This is a genomic window from Emticicia sp. SJ17W-69 (assembly GCF_051209875.1).
In the GTDB taxonomy this organism is placed as follows: domain Bacteria; phylum Bacteroidota; class Bacteroidia; order Cytophagales; family Spirosomataceae; genus Emticicia.
This window is the reverse complement of sequence record NZ_JBNTQY010000001.1, coordinates 3334067-3354783: the sequence shown is the minus strand read 5'-3', so window position 1 is coordinate 3354783 and position 20717 is coordinate 3334067. Positions and strand designations below refer to the sequence as shown.

17 protein-coding genes and 1 tRNA gene are annotated in these 20717 nt (G+C 33.0%); 6 read left to right on the top strand and 12 right to left on the bottom strand.

Annotation, left to right across the window (positions count from 1 at the left end):
• Positions 1 to 67 precede the first annotated feature (67 nt).
• Positions 68 to 3328: a VCBS repeat-containing protein gene (locus tag ACQUQZ_RS13665; protein ID WP_435355555.1), complete on the top strand. Its 3261-nt coding sequence runs from the start codon at positions 68 to 70 to the stop codon at positions 3326 to 3328.
• Positions 3329 to 3491: 163 nt separating this feature from the next.
• Here the strand turns inward: ACQUQZ_RS13665 and ACQUQZ_RS13660 are convergent, their stop codons facing one another.
• From ACQUQZ_RS13660 to ACQUQZ_RS13625, 8 genes are all read right to left on the bottom strand, one after another.
• Positions 3492 to 3824, bottom strand: a complete 333-nt coding sequence (locus ACQUQZ_RS13660; RefSeq protein WP_435355554.1) for a hypothetical protein — start codon at positions 3822 to 3824, stop codon at positions 3492 to 3494.
• 306 nt (positions 3825 to 4130) lie between these two features.
• Positions 4131 to 4204: transfer RNA gene (locus ACQUQZ_RS13655), tRNA-Ala, on the bottom strand.
• A 165-nt stretch (positions 4205 to 4369) separates the two neighbouring features.
• Positions 4370 to 5473 carry a M43 family zinc metalloprotease gene (locus ACQUQZ_RS13650; protein WP_435355553.1) on the bottom strand — a complete coding sequence of 368 codons (1104 nt, stop codon included), beginning with the start codon at positions 5471 to 5473 and terminating at the stop codon, positions 4370 to 4372.
• Positions 5474 to 5599: 126 nt separating this feature from the next.
• Positions 5600 to 6676: a M43 family zinc metalloprotease gene (locus ACQUQZ_RS13645; protein WP_435355552.1), complete on the bottom strand. Its 1077-nt coding sequence runs from the start codon at positions 6674 to 6676 to the stop codon at positions 5600 to 5602.
• Between the two features lie 32 nt (positions 6677 to 6708).
• Entirely contained in the window at positions 6709 to 8085 is a 1377-nt protein-coding gene (locus ACQUQZ_RS13640) for a hypothetical protein (protein WP_435355551.1), read from the bottom strand.
• Positions 8086 to 8123: 38 nt separating this feature from the next.
• Positions 8124 to 8453 carry a LytR/AlgR family response regulator transcription factor gene (locus tag ACQUQZ_RS13635; protein ID WP_435355550.1) on the bottom strand — a complete coding sequence of 110 codons (330 nt, stop codon included), beginning with the start codon at positions 8451 to 8453 and terminating at the stop codon, positions 8124 to 8126.
• 711 nt (positions 8454 to 9164) lie between these two features.
• The gene (locus ACQUQZ_RS13630; protein WP_435355549.1) at positions 9165 to 12287 is read right to left on the bottom strand and encodes an eIF2A-related protein; all 3123 of its coding nucleotides are present in this window, start codon (positions 12285 to 12287) and stop codon (positions 9165 to 9167) included.
• 99 nt (positions 12288 to 12386) lie between these two features.
• On the bottom strand, positions 12387 to 12908 hold the full coding sequence (locus ACQUQZ_RS13625; RefSeq protein ID WP_435355548.1) for a C40 family peptidase: 522 nt from the start codon (positions 12906 to 12908) through the stop codon (positions 12387 to 12389).
• 123 nt (positions 12909 to 13031) lie between these two features.
• Between ACQUQZ_RS13625 and msrB the strand changes: the two genes are divergently transcribed.
• The 5 genes from msrB (at position 13032) to ACQUQZ_RS13600 (ending at position 17136) form a co-directional block, all read left to right on the top strand.
• Positions 13032 to 13520, top strand: a complete 489-nt coding sequence (msrB, locus tag ACQUQZ_RS13620; RefSeq protein ID WP_435355547.1) for a peptide-methionine (R)-S-oxide reductase MsrB — start codon at positions 13032 to 13034, stop codon at positions 13518 to 13520.
• A gap of 331 nt (positions 13521 to 13851) precedes the next feature.
• Positions 13852 to 15510: a DNA repair protein RecN gene (gene recN / locus ACQUQZ_RS13615; protein ID WP_435357655.1), complete on the top strand. Its 1659-nt coding sequence runs from the start codon at positions 13852 to 13854 to the stop codon at positions 15508 to 15510.
• 34 nt (positions 15511 to 15544) lie between these two features.
• Positions 15545 to 15934 carry a hypothetical protein gene (locus ACQUQZ_RS13610; RefSeq protein WP_435355546.1) on the top strand — a complete coding sequence of 130 codons (390 nt, stop codon included), beginning with the start codon at positions 15545 to 15547 and terminating at the stop codon, positions 15932 to 15934.
• Positions 15935 to 16001: 67 nt separating this feature from the next.
• A complete protein-coding gene (locus tag ACQUQZ_RS13605; RefSeq protein WP_435355545.1) occupies positions 16002 to 16625 on the top strand; it encodes an SCO family protein in 624 nt (207 codons plus the stop codon).
• A 178-nt stretch (positions 16626 to 16803) separates the two neighbouring features.
• Positions 16804 to 17136, top strand: a complete 333-nt coding sequence (locus ACQUQZ_RS13600; protein WP_435355544.1) for a c-type cytochrome — start codon at positions 16804 to 16806, stop codon at positions 17134 to 17136.
• On the opposite strand, the gene lptC is transcribed toward ACQUQZ_RS13600, so the two are convergent.
• The 4 genes from lptC to ACQUQZ_RS13580 all read right to left on the bottom strand — a co-directional run bounded on the left by lptC (position 17133) and on the right by ACQUQZ_RS13580 (position 20625).
• A complete protein-coding gene (lptC, locus tag ACQUQZ_RS13595; protein WP_435355543.1) occupies positions 17133 to 17720 on the bottom strand; it encodes an LPS export ABC transporter periplasmic protein LptC in 588 nt (195 codons plus the stop codon). The two genes, ACQUQZ_RS13600 and lptC, sit on opposite strands and share 4 nt — an antisense overlap.
• A 29-nt stretch (positions 17721 to 17749) precedes the next feature.
• A complete protein-coding gene (locus ACQUQZ_RS13590) occupies positions 17750 to 19048 on the bottom strand; it encodes a hypothetical protein (protein ID WP_435355542.1) in 1299 nt (432 codons plus the stop codon).
• Positions 19041 to 19754: a type III pantothenate kinase gene (locus tag ACQUQZ_RS13585; protein ID WP_435355541.1), complete on the bottom strand. Its 714-nt coding sequence runs from the start codon at positions 19752 to 19754 to the stop codon at positions 19041 to 19043. Before ACQUQZ_RS13585 ends, ACQUQZ_RS13590 begins: the two co-directional genes overlap by 8 nt.
• 85 nt (positions 19755 to 19839) lie before the next feature.
• Positions 19840 to 20625 (bottom strand): tRNA threonylcarbamoyladenosine dehydratase, encoded by a 786-nt coding sequence (locus tag ACQUQZ_RS13580; RefSeq protein ID WP_435355540.1) that lies wholly within the window; start codon positions 20623 to 20625, stop codon positions 19840 to 19842.
• Positions 20626 to 20717: the final 92 nt, after the last annotated feature.

Sequence of the window (20717 nt, the reverse complement as noted above, 5' to 3'; positions counted from 1 at the left end):
TAGAAACGGAGCTATCTTTGCTCCGTTTCTTTCTTTTTAAAGCAAATCTCAAGTCATTTTATAGATTATGAACCGTTATTTTCTTTCTGCAAATATCTTTTCTATCGTTATCTTAACGATTTTGACTTCTTGTTCGTCTAAAAACAAGAAATTTGATAAACTAAGCTCTGATAAAACTGGTGTCAATTTTGTGAATAAAATCGAAGAAAATGATACTCAAAATGTACTCAATTATGAGTATTTTTATAATGGTGGAGGCGTTGCAGCGGCAGATTTTAACAATGATGGTTTGACAGATTTATATTTTACTGCCAATCTTTCTAGTGATAAACTTTATATCAATAAAGGTGATTTTAAATTTGAAGATATTACCGAACAAGCAGGCATTACTTACAAAGGGGAATGGAAAACTGGTGTATCAATAGTAGATATAAACAATGATGGATGGAATGATATTTATGTTTCGATTTCAGGAAATATTGATAATGCTGCTTTAAGAAAAAATAAATTATACATTAATAATAAAAATCTAACTTTTAGCGAAAAAGCTGCTGAGTTTGGACTTGATTGCAATGGCTATACCACACAAACTGCATTTTTTGATTATGACAAAGATGGCGATTTAGATGCCTATGTTATGAATCATAATGTTAAAGATTTTAACCGCTTTGATGTACAAGCAATTCATGCCATGCGTGATTCGCTAGCAGGAGATAAATTACTGAAAAATGAAGGTGGACATTTTACTGATGTCTCGGTTGAGGCGGGTATTAAAGGCAATCCAATAGGATTTGGATTAGGACTTCATATTGCTGATTTGAATAATGATAATTGGCCAGATATTTATGTGTCAAATGATTATATCGAATCAGATTATTTATATATTAATAATAAAAATGGCACTTTTAGTGATAAAATTGCCCAAATGACTGACCATACAAGTTATTTTTCGATGGGAAATGATGTGGCAGATTTTAACAATGACTTACTGCCAGACATCATTACGCTTGATATGCTTCCCGAAGATAATAAACGTCAGAAATTACTTTTTGGTCCTGATAATTATGAAGCGTATTTGTCTATGTTGAAGAATGGTTTTCACCCAGAAATCATGCGGAATATGCTTCAGATGAATAACGGGAATGGTGCGAATGGTGAACCCACTTTTAGTGAAATTGGCCAAGTGGCTGGCATCTCAAATACAGATTGGAGTTGGTCAGCTCTTTTTGCCGATTATGACAATGATGGTTATAAAGACTTATTTGTTACTAACGGCTATTTGAGAGATTATACGAATATGGATTTTATGAAATATTATGCCGACCAAAAAAACAGTGGCCAGAGCGGAATGCCGCCCAAAAGTATTTTAGATATTATCAAAGAAATGCCTGCTACGCTTAGTTCAAATTATATTTTTAAAAACAATGGTGATTTAACTTTTTCAAATTTGACAAAAGATTGGGGTATTGAGCTTCCAATTAATTCAAACGGAGCCGTTTATGCTGATTTAGACAATGATGGCGACCTCGAATTGATTGTCAATAATATGAATGAAGAAGCCAGCATTTATAAAAATTTACAACAAGAAAATGACCCACAAAATTTTGTTTCAATTGCTTTAAAAAAAGATAATCAAAGCGTTGAAGGAACAAAAATTTATACTTATTCAGGAGGTTTGAAACAATATATCGAGGCATCTAATTTACGTGGATTTCAAAGTAGTGTGGTTGCACCGTTACATTTTGGCTTAGGTAAAAATCAAAAAATTGATAGTATCAGAGTCGTTTGGAATGATAATTCAACACAGCTTATTAAGAATCTCGCAATAAATAAAATCAATACTATTGCATATCATAAAGGGCTTGAATATCAACCAATTATCGAACAAAATCCTTATTTTAATGAGTTGCAAGATATAAATTTTAGTCACGAGCAAATGCCGCTCAATGATTTTAGCCGTCAATTACTTTTGCCACAAATGTACTCTTATCAAGGCCCTGCTTTAGCGGTTGGAGATGTCAACGGTGATAAATTAGAAGATATATTCTTAGGTGGAGGAAAAGGATTCAAAGGAAAAATTATTCTACAGGATAAAACAGGTAAATTTCATGAGAAAGAACAAGTTGATTTTAAACAAAATGAACTTTGTACTGACGCTGATGCAGCTTTTTTTGATGCCGATAAAGATGGAGACCTTGACTTATACGTAGTAAGTGGTGGTTATGAATATTTGGTTGATGATTTTTTGTTACAAGACCGGCTTTATTTGAATGATGGTAAAGGGAATTTTATAAAATCAGAAGATAGATTGCCTGTCAATCGAAATTCTAAAAGTAAAGTTGTACCATTTGATGCTGACAATGATGGAGATTTAGACTTGTTTTTAACAGGTTATGTTGTTCCTCATCATTATCCTGCATACAATCCAAGTGCTTTATTGCTCAATGATAACGGTTTTTTTAAGGAAGTATCGAATGAAATTTTTACTAAGTTAGGCATTGTTACAGATGCTGTTGCTATTGATATTAACAAAGATGGATTGAAAGATCTAGCCATAGTAGGTGAGTGGATGACAGTTACTTTGCTAATGAATAAGAAAGGTAGATTTCAGAAAAAGGAATTGCCTAATCTGAATGGTTTTTGGCAAAGTATCGAAGCTGCTGATTTAGATAATGACGGTGACGAAGATCTTGTTTTAGGAAATTTTGGTCTAAATTCACAATACAAAGCATCAACAAATGAACCATTTACATTAACAGTAAAAGATTTTGATGGAAATGGCCTCATCGATCCAATTATTTCCTATTATATTCAAGGTAAAAGTCACCCTGCGTATAGTTTAGACGAATTGGCTGCACAGGTGCCGAGTATTAGAAAAAAATATACTAATTATCAATCTTATTCAGAAGCCCAAACAAGTGATATTCTTACTTTATTAGGTGAAAAAGATTCATTCACCAATAAAATAAACGAACTATCTTCAGGAATTTTACTTAATCAAAATGGAGAATTAACTTATAGTAGATTGCCTATTCAGGCACAGTTTTCTATGGTCAATGCCATTACTTTAAAAGATGTAAATGGAGATAAATTACTTGATTTGTTTTTAGCTGGAAATAATTCAAAAATGAGAGTACGAATTGGAAATTTGGACGCAAATCACGGACAATTATTTATCAATAAGGGCAAAGGTAATTTTGAATTTATACCACAATCAAAATCAGGATTTAATTTGCGTGGAGATGTAAAAAATATTGTTTTTTCAGGGAATAGATTAATTTGCGGTATCAATAATGCTTCAATGAAGATCTATCAGATGAGAGAATGAAATTAAAATTTAATGTTTTTTTCAATGATATATACCTTATACATTTTTTAAGTTCATTGGAATTTGACAAAAAAACTTATGGAAAGAGTTTTCGGCTCTTTCCCAAGTTTTTACTCATGACTATTAAGTAGCTTTTTTTTTATGTTTTGTAGAGACAGGTTTTTTAGTTTTTTGAGTAAACTCGATTCCCGCCAGTAATAGTTTTCATATTTGTGACCATTACACTACCTCTGACAATACCACCAGTGGTAACTTTGTCGATTGTCCAAAAAACGGAATCACCTTTGATTTTATAGAAACCCTCTTTGACAAAGACACCAGAAAGGTTACTGTTTTTAACTTCTCTTCTATCAATAACTTGACAATTTGTAAGATTTAAAAACTCAATGGTAGTTGTACAGTTTTTGCCATAAACTGATTCTGAAATGTCATCATTGGTAGTCCATTTTGTGCCAATATATCTACTGTTTTTTATTGTTTCTTTAAAACAGGACATATTAGTTAGTAGGGGAATTAGGAAAATTAACGTTCTTTTTTTCATGGTAATAATACTTGTATAATGATAGCAGGTAATAAATTATCCACCACCAATACCATGCCAAAATAATCTTTTTTGCTGTGCTTTTGTCGTATTTTATCTTTTTTGAAAGAGTTGATATCTGATACTTGAGAAGATTTGGCAGTGATTTTTTTTTAATTTATTCTTAAAACAAATATAATTATGTAATACAACTTCAGATTTGTTGGAATCTGCCAAAAAAAATCCTTACAATCATTTGATTATAAGGATTTTATGTAATAGTGGAGGAGATGGGATTCGAACCCACGACTTCTTGCATGCCATGCAAGCACTCTAACCAACTGAGCTACACCCCCGAGATCTATTTGCAAATATCCAATAGAAATAATCAAATGCAAAATTTATTGATAAATTTAAATAACGTATTTACTAAAATTATAATAGTCGAATAATTTGTTTTGAGCCTAAAAATTAAAGTTGTAAAACAAATAGTCTTAACAACTTTAATTAATACCATCTAATTAATTGCAATAAGGATTTGTTTTAACATGAACTTTACCTGTTGTTGGGTAAAAATGTGTGCCAGGTTTTAAATAGACTTTTTTAGATATAAAACGACGTACTGCCGAACCAGTTACGCTATACCCATCATTAGTGAAGTTGCTGATATATAATGCATCTCGTGCTGTCTCAAAGCCTTCGTTATTATTCCATAAAACTAAACTGTTATTAGATGATGGACTGTTTTTAATATCTTCATTAATCAAAGCAGTTAATGCAGGAGTACCCACGATTGCCGAACGCATTCGGTTTCCCTGACCACTTGTAAAAGTATCTCTACAAGGCCTAAATCCATAAGCCATCATATTATTTGTCATCGGAGTATATACAACACCACAAGCATCTGTTCGCCCACCTATATACAGGCATGATGAATTTACATCATCATCGGGATCACTAAGTTTATCGGCTGGAGTATCACAAAGTAAATCGCCATCTGCATCACAGTCATAACAAGAATTTGCAGGGTTTCGAGTAACATTTTCTGCACCGAAACTTGTTGAGAAGGTATGATACAAACTTAGACAATGCCCTGCTTCATGCCCCATAGTAGAAATATTGGTGGTACTTTCAATAGCCCAGCTTGCTTCACTCAAAATTGTACTCGGAATACCGTATGCAACACCATTAAGAGTGCCGTCATTGCTGTCTAAATAATTGTGTAGAAAAATATTTAGACATCCTGATTGCACATAAGGACTGACTTCAGAAGATTCTGTGTCATAATTGTGGGTATTCAAATCTGTATTGTTTACCTGCTTAATATTGATAAGCATAAAACAAATATTATGAGGCTGATATTGATTGACCATATTTTGAAATTGTCTTAAAATATCGGCATCAGTTGCAGCTCGATTAGTACCGTCATTATCGGCAAAAACCGTGATATATACCCGAATACAATAAGGAGTATTGATTGCCAAAACCGAATTGATACTATCTTGTTTTGCTTTTGAAAAAATGTAAGGTATTGTTCCTTCATTTGTTCCACATTCTCCCTTCTGGGCTTTCAAAGCAAAACTTACAAGAAAGGTGAGGAGAAGAATTAATATATTTTTTTTCATCTTGAAAGTTGATTTAATATTTTAATAGAATAATCAAGACTCTTCATTTTTCTTCTTTAATTTTGCATAAAAATAGTGAGTTCTTTTTTAACAAAGAGTCCTCCTGTTTTTTTCCACTTCTTTTCTTTAATTGCAATAAGGATTTGATTTAATATGAACTTTTCCTGTTGTAGGATAAAAATGAGTGCCAGGCTTTAAGTACACCTTTTTCGAAATAAATCTACGAACTGCTGCTCCTGTGACATTATAGGCATCATTAGTAAAATTACTGATATATAATTCGTCTCTGGCAGTTTCAAAGCCTTCAGATGAATTATTCCAAAGTATTGTACTATTAATTCCAGATGGTCTGTAAACAATATCATCAGCTATCAAATTATTGATCGAAGGGGTGCCAAGAATTGTGGAACGCATCCGATTACCTTGTCCAGCCGTAAATGTAGTTCTACAAATGAAATTCCCATAAGCCATCATATTTGAGGTCATTGGGGCGAAAGTAGCTCCACTGCAGGGGTCTGTTCCGCCACCAGTATAAACACAAGCACCATTTACACCACCATCGTCGTCAGCGGGCGTATCACATAATAAATCTCCTTGTGTATTGCAGTTATAACAACTGTTTCCGCTATTTCTTGTAACATTTTCTTGAATAGCAGGGTCACCAAATTTCTGAAATGTATGATAAAGGCCAAGGCAATGACCAGTTTCATGTCCCATTGTGGCGATATTATAACTACTCCCATTTAAACTCAAATACGTGTTTGGAATTGCATAAGCATTGCCGTTATATCCACTTAATGAACTGTGAATAAATATAGTTAGACACTCTGACTGTAAATATGGCAAAAGTTCGGACTCCTCTGCAATTGTATGACTATTCAAATCTGTATTGTTGATTTGTTTGATGTTGATGAGCATAAAACAAATATTATGAGATTTAAAAGCATTGACCATATATTGAAAATTGGTTAGAATATTGGCATCGGTATCTGCTCGATTTGATCCATCATTATTTGCAAGAACATTTATATAAACCCTGACACAATAGGGAGTATTGATTGCCATAATTGAATTGATACTGTCTTGTTTTTCTTTTGTAAAAATGTATGGTACACTTCCAGCTCTGGTTCCACATTCTAATTGTTGAGCTTTGGAAACAAAACTTCCAAGCATTGAAATAAATAAAATTAAGACCTTTTTCATATCGAGAAATGATTAAATGTTAAAAAAAATACTTATTTCTTATCATCTAATCGTTTCTTTAAGGCATCAATTTCCTTTTTTTGTTGAATTGTATAAAGGGTAAGTTCTTCGATTTTCTCCATCATTTTGGTCATTAACTCTGCCACATGAGCTCCTTTATCTTGGATATTTGCTGCCGATGGAATCGCAGGCAGATGCTTATTTTCTTTGATAAATGCCTCAACTTCATCTAATGGTTTGAGTTGATAATCTTCTTTGAAAACATAATCAGCCCAACCTGTTTCTACAATCACTTCATTAGCTCTAATGACTCCCAAAACATCTAATTTATTATTAGGTGTAGTTGTTCCAATCCCAACATTACCACCACCTTGTGCAAGAATTACATTAAGATTTGTATTATTATTTAAGTATAAGCCTGTTGATAAAGCATCAATTTCATTGCCATCAAAAAGCATACTTTGAGCTCCACTTGTAATTTTTAATGAAGCCGCTGTTCCATCGTTCTCGTTACCTACCAGGTGAAGTTTTGAACTTGGTATATTTGTACCAATACCAACATTACCACCACCTTGAGCAAGAATTACATTTAGGTTTGAATTATTGTTTAAATATAAATCAGCAGCTAATGCATCAATTTCATTGCCATCAAAAAGCATATTTTGAGCACCGCTTGTAATTTTCAAGGAAGCATCTGTTCCATCATTTTCATTACCAATTAAATGAAGTTTTGTGTCAGGTGAAATTGTTCCAATACCAAATTTCCCATCACCTTTGATAATAAATCGTGAAGCCCCACCATATTCTAATGCCCAATAGTTGTTTGTCGCAGTGGCATTTTCAAGATAACTTTGAGCAGTCCAAATATTTGCATTTGTGTTTGTTGACCAAGTAATTCTTGAATTAGCCCCAGTTGTATGTAGTCTAATATGTGGGTCTGTATCACCTCCATCGTGTGTAATTTGTAACCTTGCAGTAGGTGGTTGTGTTGGACCAGTACCAATTCCTATTTTTCCATCTTCATTAATAACCATTCTATGAGTGAGTATGGTTGAACCGTTAGGTGTCGTATAAAAGTCTGTTTTAGTACCATTAGCTATTGAAGTCCATGCTTGAGTTGTGATGAATCGAATAGCACTTCTGGTGTTTGAAATACCAGTGCCAGTATGGCCTTTACCTTCCATTGAAATTAACCAACTATCAGCTGGGGTTGCTGTGGGTACTGCCAGAGTTCCGTTATAACGAATACCTACAATGTTTGGAGGGTTAGTTCCCTGTAAAATTATATTATCAATTAATGAACTTTGCTTTGAATTCATCTGATTTGGAGTTAATAATAAACTTTGAGAAAATCCTATTTTTGAAATTAAAAAGGATAAAATAACCGCAGTAATAAATAATTTTTTCATGGTATATTGGGTTTTATTGGTTAACATAAAAATGATTATTATTGTAATAGATTTACTCGTTTCTCTTCTTTTAACCTTCTGAATTTTCGTCTTGAAACAATACAAGTCAGGTTGTTTTCAAGCAAAAAATGACCTTCATTGTAAGATTTAAGGTAATCAAGATTAACCAAAAAAGATTTGTGAACACGTGCAAAAGATTGGATGACTGCGAAGCGTTCTTCAAGTTTTTTGAGGCAAGTAGAAACGATAAATTTTTGACCATCAATAAGATAAATTAAAGAGTAATTAATCTCTGACTGAATCATTACTATTGTTTCTGGAGGTATATATGTTCTGGAGCCAACGTGAATGTTTTTATTTGTTTTCATGACCTTTTTTCATACAAAAATATGTACATTAAATACGTTTGTCAATCACGGTATGCCGTGATATTTATAGTCGATGTGTATATATATAAATATCATTTCCTATTGAAGAAATGAGTAAATAGTGGTGTTTTAACAAAGAAGAACCTATAAGTGGAATAGAATTATGTATTGACTGACATCTGTGGTAATGAATGTAAATAACACAATTCGTTAATTATCAAATTTTAATACTACCCTAGTTTACCTAATTCTGCAAAAGGGTATTTTAATAAAACAATTATTTATACAATTTGGCATCCTCTACAAATTTATATAAATTGATTGCTAAGAATTGTGAAAAGTTGGTAATTCTTAAGAATTATTTATTATACGGCTTTGGGAGAGTTTTTTTAATTATTTCCTTGGAATATTCGCTAAATAGTAAAAAATGAATATCAGATTTTCGAATATAATTTTTTATTTGTGTAGCGTTAGTGGTAATATTTACAGAAGTAATGGTTGATTTGTTGTACTATACAATATGAAGGTTTATAGCACTTTTACTTTAATTAGTTCAGTAAAAGAGTAATAACGAAGAGAATACATTTGATTTTCTAAAAAAGATTGCTCAATTTCTTAAAAAACGGTTCTTAATATTGATTTTAGTAATAAATATAGGATGACTTACACATAGTTGAGAATTGCTTTCTTATGTGATATAAATTTAAAAAATTACCAGCCTGGTACCATAAAATTGATTCCCGTTACAGCAGATTGACGCTTACCATTATAAATTGGAAATGCCATGTACGGTTCTAAAATTAAATATCCTAAAGCATTGATTCTCAAACTTATACCTGTACTTATAATTGGATTGAGTTTTAGCGTTTGTTTACTACCATCACTAAAACTGTATTGAGATTCTTGTCCAATGGCTTTTTTGTCATCCCAAGCCATACCCATATCAAAAAAGAAATTAAGGTCGGATGGTACATAAGGGAAGTTAATCAATGATAACTTTTTAGCACCTGTGAAAGGTAATCGAATCTCAAAATTTGTTAGACCCATTTGTGAACCTTTTAATTGTTCTTCACTCAGTGACAAAGTCGAGGTTTGATTACTTAATGCTCTACCCCAAAGTCCGTGCATATACCAAGGATAGCCTAAAAACATGGGGTAAAGTTTATTATAATTATTGGTATTACTTGCCCCCAAACGGCCATAATAATATAGTCGAGTAGCTAGTGTAAAAGGTTTGATAAATTTATATTTTCTGAAATCAGCTGTAATGGAGTTATGTGCAAAGTCACCAAAATACTTTGAAAATTCAAAACGATACCTATACCCATTGAGTGGAGAGGTCATTCCAAAGGTAGTATTATCTCCTACATAAGCTATATAAAGTTGCTGTAAGTTGAATGGTTTATAATCTAAAGATTCTAATGTTGATTTAGAAACTCGACTTGGATTTTGAGACCCAACATAGTAATTTCCACTACTATTTGATTGGTAAAAATCGCTGTATGTTCGTCCGCTATAACTATACCAATTGGCATTTCCTCCCACTTCAATTCTTTTGGCGGTGCTAATTGGATAAATAGCGAAAAGTCCTACTTCATTAATAAATAAGCGATACAGGTTATAACTTGCTTGGAGTAAAGAATCGGTCTTGGGAATTCCAAAGCTTTCACGAGTTTTGCTATCGGTTACATATTTTGTTTTTTGGGTATAATCACTAAATCTATAAGGAATTCTTAAAACACTTGCACCCCATTGCAATGGTTTTTTCTGATTTAAGTATTGAATTTGTCCACCAAAATCTTGAATTTCACCATTCAAAGATACTACACCAGAAACCTGATTATGGTTGAGCATATCGCTAAAAAGCCCAACAATCCCTCCACCTAAGCCTGTTCCCCAACGGCTTGCTGAAATTCCAAGACCCGAATTTCCAAAATAGTCTAATTTGAATTTTGGATTATAATTTAAAACTTTTAATTTCTTCTCAGGAACCCGAACTAAAAGTGTTTGTTTTTCAAGATTGTTTTGTACAATATTTCTACCTTCACGCCATGCCAATGGAGCTAAAGTAGCTGCTGATTTTTCAATTTTATTTTCGACTATTTTTCCTTGGAAATCTCTTTCATTGGCCAAAAAAAGCTCGTATTTTCCATTTTTAAAGTAATTATATACAATTTGTCCTGTTTTTGAGGCAATACTTACAGCTGGCGAATACATAGTTATTCCACTGATTCCAGTGAAATAATTACTGAGTTTTTCTAACTTTTTATCATTGATCTGGTACTTATATAAATTCCTAAAACCATCTGCATCAGATAAGAAATAAAGATAATTGCCAGTTGGGTCAATAAGAGGATTAAGATTATCAGCACCCTGGAAAAACGAGAAAGTTTCTATGTTAGAACTTTGAATATTGTATCTTGAAATGGCATACGTCGCTTTTTCTAAACGATTAAATTTATTGTCTCGGTCAGAAACAAAATAAATCCATTCTCCATCTGGCGACCAAGTTGGTTGTAAATCAGAATTGGCATCATTAGTTAAGTTTTTGACTGTCTCATCTTTCAAATTATATAAATACAAATCACTTTCGCCATTCATCAGACCAGAAACTACGATTGAACTTCCATCAGGAGACCAAGCAGGATTGGTAAATGAATCTAAGTCTTTTAATTCAAAACTTTGCTTATTACCTGAGGCCACATCAATAATTGAGAGTTTGTTTCGGCCTTTAGTTTGAATAACTAAAGCAAATTTCCTTCCATCAGGCGACCAACATCCCGCCGTTTCCAGAAAACTGTAAGCATCTACATGAGAGCCAAAAGAAGTACTTTCAATTTTTCTGATTATTTCTCCAGTGCGTGTTTCAGCAATATAAATATCAAGTGAGATGACATTCTTTGATGATATATAAGCGATAAAATTCCCATCAGGACTAATCGAAGGAGAAATATTCATTTCACCTGCATTTTTCTGTGACGCAATTTCTTTTCCTATGGGTAGGGTAGATGTGCTAGCACGAAAAGGTGTGTAAGTATCAAGTAAAGACTGCTTCCATTTAGTGGAAAATTTATCAAGATTCATCTTTAGGTTTCTTGAAAATGCTACCTCAATACCATATTTGGCTGTTTCTCGAAACAAGGGGCGAATTATATCATCTCCATAAGTTGCTGTAATATATGCCCAAAAAGCTTGTCCCCAACGATAAGGAAAATATTTATATTCCTTCGTAATCAAATCTTTTACACTCGGAATATCATCACTCAAAACAGCATCTCTCAACCACATAGCAGTGTGGGCATCTACTCGCCCCAATGACATGTATTCTGCCAAACCTTCTACCATAAAAAGCGGTAGATTCTGAATATTTCCCAATTGTGTTGAATCACCAACAGTCATTAATTGGTACTGAAAAGCATGAACCAATTCATGCCCTAAAACATGGTCCGTCTGACGCTTGGAATACATCATTGGCATTACCACTCTATTACGTAAACCTTCAGTGACACCTCCCGTTCCCTCACCAATTTGTCCACCGATGGCTGTTGTTTCTTGAAAGTCAGGATGATTTTGATAAACTATTAGTGGATTTGGCTTAATAAATGCCAATTTGAACACTTCTTGGTGTATTTTATACCAATGCTCACTATTGATAACTATGTCGTTTGGAATCGTATTATCTTTAAAATAATGATATAGCTCGAAGTGTGGACTCTGTAAAACCTTGAATCCAAAAGTTTTGTAACGAGGTTTGTTTTGTCCAAAATATTGTGATTGAGAAAAGCTTAAGTTACTGATAATCAGTAAAATATATAGAAAATAATATTTCCTCATACGTACGTGCGTGATTTTGTCTTTCGTTGCTTACCTATAACACAACGAAAAAAATAGCAAAATCGCTTATGAATTATAGAAAATTATTAGTGCATTTAATCAATCTTTAAATTTGGGGCGACAGACTTTTGCAAATCGAGATTTCCAATAATTTGTCATCATGTTGTCTTCGATTACACCTTTACTGGTAGATGCATGAATAAAAATGATCTCCTCTTCATTTTTAACTTCAGTAACAATGCCTGCATGACTGATATTTTTGCCTGAGGTAACAAAAAAAACCAAATCTCCTTTTTGAATATGTGGTAAATCAATGGCAGGAAAGAACTCTGATTGTTGCCATGAAATTCGTGGTAATTTGATACCCAATTCTTTGAATGTAATACATAAAAGCCCTGAGCAATCTAAGCCATATGTATCATTGCCACCACTTTTATACGGCACACCTGTATAAGAACGAGCAGTTTGAATGATTTTTTTTGAATAATTATTAGTTGATCGATGATTATTATTGATTGTTGTATTTACAGAAGGTTTGTTTCGCAAAATACTACATGAAGAAAGACCAGCCATCAAGATGGTAAAAAGCAGTAAGATTCGATAATTTTTGCAAGAAAGCATTGCAGGTTGGTTTTTGATAAAAGAATAAGAAAAATTATGCCAAACTAAAATTTTTCTAAACTATTTTATACATTTTATCGTATCTACTAATAATAAAGACAACATTATTAACAACTGAACGAAATGAAAAAGGAATTTTTGCTATTACTACCATTTATATTTTTAGCTTGTCAAAGTTATTCACAGAAAGATAAAGCTAAAAAAGCTAATGACTGTCAGATTGAAGTTGTGAAAAAAACTGATGAAGAATGGAAAAAACAATTAAATGCTGAACAGTTTTATGTTGCTCGAAAAGCGGGAACTGAACGTGCTTTTTCTGGGATTTATTGGGATAATCACGAAAAAGGTACGTACAAATGTATTTGCTGTGATTTTGACCTTTTTGCATCGGATACCAAATTTGAATCTGGAACTGGCTGGCCAAGTTTTTGGAAACCGTTAAATTCATGTAGCGTTGAGGAGCGAAGCGATAATGCTTATGGAATGGTTCGTACTGAAGTAGTTTGTAACCGTTGCAAAGCTCATTTAGGACATGTTTTTGAAGATGGCCCCAAACCAACAGGATTAAGATATTGTTTAAATTCAGCTTCTTTGAAGTTTGTGAAGAAATAATATATATAATGTAAGATAAAACCTACCTTATAAAAATACTGACTGAAAAGAGAAAAAACCTTTAATTATACGCGTATATATGCTTTAATGTCAGGTAATAATAAAATATTGAACACATAGGTTGAAAATTTTATAGCCAATAAACAATGCGAAAATGGGGTGGTAGGAATACCACTCCATTTCGTTTTAAAATTTTCATTTTAATTTAATAAACCATTCGGTTTTTACTTCTAAATTTGCTCAATAATAAAACTTGTAGCCCAATTCTCTGAATTGTGGATTTGCAAAAGAACAATTTAAAAAATTGTTTTACCAAACAGAGACAGATTTCATGCTTTCACATTTGCTTATCAAAAATTACGCCCTAATTGAGCACCTTGAGCTTTCGCCAGATGCTCATTTCAATATTGTTACGGGTGAAACTGGTGCAGGAAAATCAATTATGCTCGGAGCAATTGGATTATTGCTTGGCAACCGTGCTGATACTAAAACTTTATATAATGAGTCCGAAAAATGTATTATCGAAGGTACTTTTGATATGTCGGGTTTTTATATAAAAAATATTTTTGAAGAAGAAGAACTTGATTTTGAAAGCTCATGTATAGTCAGAAGAGAAATTTCTCCGAGTGGTAAATCAAGAGCTTTTATCAATGATACGCCAGTAACGTTAGAAACACTTCGCAAAATTTCATCACAATTGATGGATATTCACTCACAGCATGATTCTATTTTGCTGGGTTCAAATGAATATCAATTGCGTATCATTGATACGTACGCTCAATGCCATGATAAATTAGTTGAATACCAAGAAAAATACCGCACTTATAAGAAATTGCAAGATTCTTATGAACAATTGCAAGTTGAAGCTGACCAAAATAAGAAAGAATTTGACTACAATAGTTTTCAATTAGATGAACTTGTTAAGGCAAAGTTAGATGCCAATGAGCAAGAACAATTAGAACAAAATTTGAACATTTTAGAACATGCCGAAGAAGTAAAATTACGTCTTCGTACTGTTTACGAATACCTCAATAATTCTGAGCAATCCGTACTTTCCATCTTGCAATCGACTATTAGTAATTTAAACCCAATTGCCAGTTATTCTCCTGATTATCAGCAATATAAAGATAGGATTCAGAGCTGTTTACTTGAATTGAAAGATGTTTCAAGAGATATAGAAACCGAGGAAGATGATATCGAATTGGATGGACAGCAAATAACAGATATTCAAGCAAGATTGAATTTATTATATAAACTTCAACAAAAACATGCGGTAAAATCTAATGGTGAATTATTAGAAATTCAGGCTATTTTAGAAGAAAAAGTAAGTAAAGTTTTAAATCTTAGTGAAAATCTGGCCGCCGCCAAAGAACGTGTAAACAAAGCATTTGAAGTTGCCAATAAATCAGCAGAAATTTTATCAAAAGCACGGCAAAAAGTATTGGCTGAAATTGAAAAAAGAGTGGTTGGCCTGCTTATCGAACTTGGAATGCCTAATGCAACCCTCAAAATTCAGCATCAAAATATTAACTTAAATAATGAAGGAATTGATCAAATCAATTTCTTGTTCAGTGCCAATAAGGGCGTTAATCCAAGACAACTAAAAGATGTTGCTTCGGGTGGTGAATTCTCACGCTTGATGCTGGCAATTAAATATGTTTTGGGAGATAAACGCTCATTACCAACCATTATTTTTGACGAAATAGACACTGGTATTTCTGGTGAAGTGGCAATAAAAGTTGGCAAAATGATGAGAGAAATGGCTCAAAGCATTCAAGTGATCGCAATTACGCACTTGCATCAAATCGCAGGCAGAGGTTCATCACACTTTTTTGTGTATAAAGATAATTCTTCTTCTAAAACAGTGAGTCGTATCAAAACATTATCAATTGATGAAAGAATTATTGAAATCGCAAAAATGATTGGTGGCGAAAGCCCATCAGAAAGTGCTATTCACAGTGCAATAGAAATGCTCGGAATTAACGTTTAATTATGAATTTAGAATATAAAACCTTATTATAATAATGAAAAATTTGTTTATCCTTTTAGTATCACTTTTTGTTTTTTCATGTACTAATAAATCAGCAGAAGAGGCCGCCAAACTCAAAGAAGAAACTTTTAAAATTCATGATGAAGTAATGCCAATAAGCATGAATTTGGAAGATTTGAAAGAAAAAGTAATGAAAAAAGCAGAGGCTGACACAACAACAAAAAAAGTAGCTTTAGATATTTCATTGGCATTAGACAAAGCTTATAATGATATGGAAGCTTGGATGCCAAAATTAGGAGATGCAGCAGACATGAAAGATGATGAAGAAAAGGTAAAAATCTTAACAGCATTAAAAGCAGAAGGCGAAAAAATCAAACAGTCAACACTTGATGCAAAGAAAAAGGCAGACGAGTTTTTGAAATAAAAAATAAAACCTGTAAGGACTTTTTCAGTTCTTACAGGTTTTAAAAGTATCGAAATATAAAAGAATTATGAAAAAAGTAATATTTGTGCCATTTTTTTGTTTGCTTTTTGGAACGCTTGCATTATTCTCGTGTGATAACACTTCCCGTAAACTCCCAATTTTAGGTGAAAGAGAATTTGTGAATGGAGATTCTGTTTATCATACAATTCCTGATTTTACGTTTACTAATCAAAATGGTGTGGAAGTTTCAAATAAGACTTTTGAAGGCAAAATATATGTGAGCGATTTTTTCTTTACTACTTGTCCAACGATTTGTCCTGTAATGAAAAAGCAAATGTTAAGGGTTTATGAAAAATACAAAGAAAATCCGCAAGTAGGTATTCTTTCTCATACCATCGACCCACGACATGATTCAGTACAAGTTTTGAAAGAATATGCAGCTCGATTGGGTGTAAAAAAACCAATGTGGCAATTTGTAACAGGTGAAAAGGATAAAATTTATGAAATTGGTGAGAAATCATATTATGTAACCGCAGGTGAAGATTCAACGGCAGCTGGTGGTATCATTCACAGCGGAGCTTTTATTTTGGTTGATAAAAAACGTCGAGTAAGAGGTCTATATGACGGCACAAAAGAAGAAGACGTAACGAAGTTGATAAAGGATATGGAAGTGCTATTAAATGAGAAATAAGATGGAAGATTCAAGATATGAGATTCGGGATATGAGATATGATGAGTTTGAAAATTCTCTCTTTATTAAATCACTAAAACTTTGTTACAAGATAATTAATCGACTTTTCGTAAAATACTTTTGTCTCTTATTTTCTCTGATTTTACTAAATTCTTGTCAATCAAAAGAAAAGTTAAAATTGGAACAATATTACATTGGTGGAAAAGAGATTTATGAAAAAAACTGTGCTAATTGTCATCAAATAGATGGCAAAGGATTACAAAATTTATATCCACCAATTGCTGGAAGTGACTTTTTGAAAGATAAATCTAAGGTGATTTTGTTAATTAAAAATGGTATTTCGGGCGAAATTATGGTCAATGGCAAAAAATATAATCAACCAATGCCCGCCAATAATCAACTCCAAAGTTTAGATATTGCCGAAGTTGTGACGTACATTTACAATGAATGGAAAGTTGAAGATAAAGTCACTACAACAGAGGAAGTAGAGAAAGTTTTGAATAAACTTTAGTTACTTGTAGTATCCACTGCCGATTCATTACTTGAAGACAACGAATCAACATCAAAAGAGCCTTTTGCTCTACGCATTGTATAATGTGTAAAATCTTGGTCAGCTTCCATGCCAACGCCATGAAGCTCTTCTTTGGGCGTCTTAATGATAAATTTTAAATCAGTATAGACTTTTTTCTTGACAGGACTCCAAAAAAGGAGGTCAGTAGAAAGACTTTGTTGTTGCACTCGGTTAAAGAAAAATACATTACCCATCACTTTATAAAGACCTTCACTTTTGTAGTATCTCCCCGAATCACCCCTTAATGAAGAATATTCAACGCCATTTTTATCAAAAAAAGTGACATATACTGCTTTGGGATAAATATCATTTTCATTTTGTAATTTTAGATGTTTGGCGGTGGTGAATTTTACGGTAGTCCGCCCTGAATCACTAAACATGACACTTAGGTTGTCCATTACCATCAAAGGCCCATTGTATTGCTGTACAACCGCATCTTTCTTTTTTTCTTCACATGAAAATAATAAGTATGAAAGACTTATCCTAAATAGGACAATAAAGTATTTTTTAGTTACAAATAGCATTTTTTAACTTTTGACCAAAAATGGACTCTTTAATCAATTTTAGGTTTAATAAACCAACGAGTATCAACCAACGAGAATCCGAGAGAGATTTTAAAGTAATTCTCTTTTACCAAGCCATTACCTGTCACACCTCTACTACCCACAGAAAGAGCTAAATCAATATAACTCACACTTCTATAGGCCAATGGTGTTGAAATACCAAAAGAAAAACTATTATCTTTTATATTCGTTCCATTCACAAAATAAGGTGTTTTGATTTGTTGATAACCTAAACGGTAGAAAACTTGGTTGAGATATTTTGTTGAAGTTGCTTTAGGTAGGTATTCAAAACCAATTGCTAACTTATCACTTGCAACTAAGTTTGACTCAGCTTTGCCATAAAAATTACGGTATTTTGTCCAGTCTTGTTTGCTATATTCTGCTGAAAATACCCATTTATATGGACTTTCGAGACTGATACCTACTGCCAAACGTGAAGGAATTGTGATTGTACCATTAGAAATACCAAGCGTATCAGGTTTTTTAATAACAGATGGGCCATTTCCCGAATCATATAAAGTTGAGAAAGTGCGTATTTTTTCACCTTTCAATTTACTTTGTAATTCATAAGTTCCTCCAAAATTCAAATTCCATTTATCGTTGAGTTTTTGTTGCCAAACAAAACCTGTTTTCATTTGAAAACCATTAACCGAAACTCTATCAGAATATCGAAGATAGAAATCCTCTCCATTGTTGAGCAATAATCTTGAAGTGGTATCTTTTTTAATAGTTCCAAAATAATAGCCAATATCAGCACCTATAAATAAAGATTTTCCGAGTAATACACCATTGCCAATAGTTGCCTTTGATAAGCCTCCAGAACCTTTGTAAATATGTTGCACTGAATTGGTAGTACCAGTAATCACTTGTTCAAAACGTGCTTCATGCTCTACGCTCGTGGCAGGTTGTAAGCCAATCGAAGTTGTCCATTTGGTCTTGATTGGAAAGGCAAAAACTAAATGACTGAGGTTCATACCAAAATCCGTTTGGCTATTAGTACCGTCAGTTATTGTTTTGTATTGACCACGTAAACCTGTATTGAAGGCAACATATCTATTTTTTGCCAACATGGCAGGGTTTATATTATTGATATAAATACCATTACCAAAAGTTAATCCTGTGCCACCCATTGCATCATTGGCAATAGAGTTTCCTGGAAGAACATCACCAATACCTAAAGCTGAATAAGGAGAATTTCCATAAAGTCGTGCATCTTTTTGGGCAAAGGTTTCAGCAGTAAAAAAACTACAGATAATAAAGTAAGCAGTTAGGCTATTTTTTTTAAACATTGTATTGTAAAATTCTGTTCAGACCAATCAAGACTAAATTTGAGAGTGCAAAGGTCGGCTTTTTTATTTGACTTTCAAAGAAAGGTGCATCTCCTCCGCATAAGATTACTTGAATATTACCTAATTTTCTGTAATTTTCTATCATTCCATTGACTTCGGCAATAATTCCATTGACTACACCACTCTGAATACAGCTAATAGTGCTTTTTCCAATTAAATTAGGGATTTCATTTGCTTCAACTAAAGGCAGCCTTTTAGTAAACGTATGAAGTGCCTCAAATCGTATTCGCATCCCTGGAGAAATTATCCCTCCACGAAATGCGGCGTCAGCTGAAATGTAATCATATTTGATCGCTGTACCCATGTCAATGATCAAAACGTTTTGATTTGGAAATAAATAATTCGCACCAACCGCCCCTGCAATTCGGTCAGAACCAAGGGTTTCAGGTGTTTCGTAGTCTTTTCTAATGGGTAAGGGTGTATTTGGATTCAAGAAAACTTTTTTAAAATCATCTTGTTTAAAAAGATCTTCCAATTCAGTTTGACTTCGAGTAACCGAGGAAATGATTAAGTTTTTAACATTTTTTAAGGAAAGAGCCGTTCGTAGCTCATCAATCGACAAGCCTTTTTTTATTTCCAGTAAATCATTTCCATCGAAAAAACCTATTTTGGCAAATGTATTCCCGATGTCTATTGTTGCGTTCATATATTAATGAATGAATGAGTAAAGAATTGTCTGTGAGAATGTTTAGCTATAATTAAAATTATCTTAACATTCACTCAATCTTAAATCACTCATTAATCGTTGGTTTTAACTTTACTTTTTTCTTAATATTACTTGGCCTTTTAGTAATTTCTATGGGATATTCTAATAAGTCTCTGATCACAACTGAAGCACATACTCCTCCAAAAGCGGCAGGTAAATACGATATTGTACCATAGGCAGAACGTTTGAAGTTATTTCCATCGGTCAATATCAAAGAATCTCGCATGACCGGCTCTATTGAAAAAACAGCTTTAATTCCTTTGTTTACACCTAATTTTTTGATTCTTTTTCTAACATATTGTGCAAAAAGACATTCGTAAGTATCAAATAAATCTGTTATTCTGATTTTGGTTGGGTCAAGTTTTCCACCTGCACCCATGGAGCTAACGATGCGTTGCTGTTTTTCATAGGCTGTTGATAATAAGGTGAGTTTTGGCGTAACACTATCAATACAGTCCATCACATAATCGAATTTTGTTTCCAAAATTTCACGGCACTTTTGTGGCGAGAGAAACTCTTTTACGACATGTAATTTTAATTCAGGATTAATTGTCATGAGCCTTTCTGCCATAATATCTACTTTTGGTTCACCATGATTGGTAGCCAAAGCAGGTAATTGGCGATTTCTGTTCGTCGGATCAACAACATCTCCATCGACGATAGTCATTTCACCCACACCTGAGCGACAAATGTATTCGGCAGCAAAAGAACCTACACCACCTAAACCTACAACTAAAACATGGGAATTTTGAAGTTTTTCAATTCCTTCTTTTCCAACTAATAATTCGGAGCGAGAAAGCCAAGCGGGCATAATTTTTTGAGTTATGAGTGATGAGTTATGAGTTCTGAAATATTTAACCAAATCGGTTTTGAGTTTAAAGCAACTCAGCATTCAGAATTCTA

Excerpts from the sequence above, each read along its gene's own strand:
- ACQUQZ_RS13665 (WP_435355555.1), top strand. The coding sequence starts at position 68 with ATGAACCGTTATTTTCTTTCTGCAAATATCTTTTCTATCGTTATCTTA.
- ACQUQZ_RS13660 (WP_435355554.1), bottom strand. The coding sequence starts at position 3,824 with ATGTCCTGTTTTAAAGAAACAATAAAAAACAGTAGATATATTGGCACA.
- ACQUQZ_RS13650 (WP_435355553.1), bottom strand. The coding sequence starts at position 5,473 with ATGAAAAAAAATATATTAATTCTTCTCCTCACCTTTCTTGTAAGTTTT.
- ACQUQZ_RS13645 (WP_435355552.1), bottom strand. The coding sequence starts at position 6,676 with ATGAAAAAGGTCTTAATTTTATTTATTTCAATGCTTGGAAGTTTTGTT.
- ACQUQZ_RS13640 (WP_435355551.1), bottom strand. The coding sequence starts at position 8,085 with ATGAAAAAATTATTTATTACTGCGGTTATTTTATCCTTTTTAATTTCA.
- ACQUQZ_RS13635 (WP_435355550.1), bottom strand. The coding sequence starts at position 8,453 with ATGAAAACAAATAAAAACATTCACGTTGGCTCCAGAACATATATACCT.
- ACQUQZ_RS13630 (WP_435355549.1), bottom strand. The coding sequence starts at position 12,287 with ATGAGGAAATATTATTTTCTATATATTTTACTGATTATCAGTAACTTA.
- ACQUQZ_RS13625 (WP_435355548.1), bottom strand. The coding sequence starts at position 12,908 with ATGCTTTCTTGCAAAAATTATCGAATCTTACTGCTTTTTACCATCTTG.
- msrB (WP_435355547.1), top strand. The coding sequence starts at position 13,032 with ATGAAAAAGGAATTTTTGCTATTACTACCATTTATATTTTTAGCTTGT.
- recN (WP_435357655.1), top strand. The coding sequence starts at position 13,852 with ATGCTTTCACATTTGCTTATCAAAAATTACGCCCTAATTGAGCACCTT.
- ACQUQZ_RS13610 (WP_435355546.1), top strand. The coding sequence starts at position 15,545 with ATGAAAAATTTGTTTATCCTTTTAGTATCACTTTTTGTTTTTTCATGT.
- ACQUQZ_RS13605 (WP_435355545.1), top strand. The coding sequence starts at position 16,002 with ATGAAAAAAGTAATATTTGTGCCATTTTTTTGTTTGCTTTTTGGAACG.
- lptC (WP_435355543.1), bottom strand. The coding sequence starts at position 17,720 with ATGCTATTTGTAACTAAAAAATACTTTATTGTCCTATTTAGGATAAGT.
- ACQUQZ_RS13590 (WP_435355542.1), bottom strand. The coding sequence starts at position 19,048 with ATGTTTAAAAAAAATAGCCTAACTGCTTACTTTATTATCTGTAGTTTT.
- ACQUQZ_RS13585 (WP_435355541.1), bottom strand. The coding sequence starts at position 19,754 with ATGAACGCAACAATAGACATCGGGAATACATTTGCCAAAATAGGTTTT.
- ACQUQZ_RS13580 (WP_435355540.1), bottom strand. The coding sequence starts at position 20,625 with ATGCCCGCTTGGCTTTCTCGCTCCGAATTATTAGTTGGAAAAGAAGGA.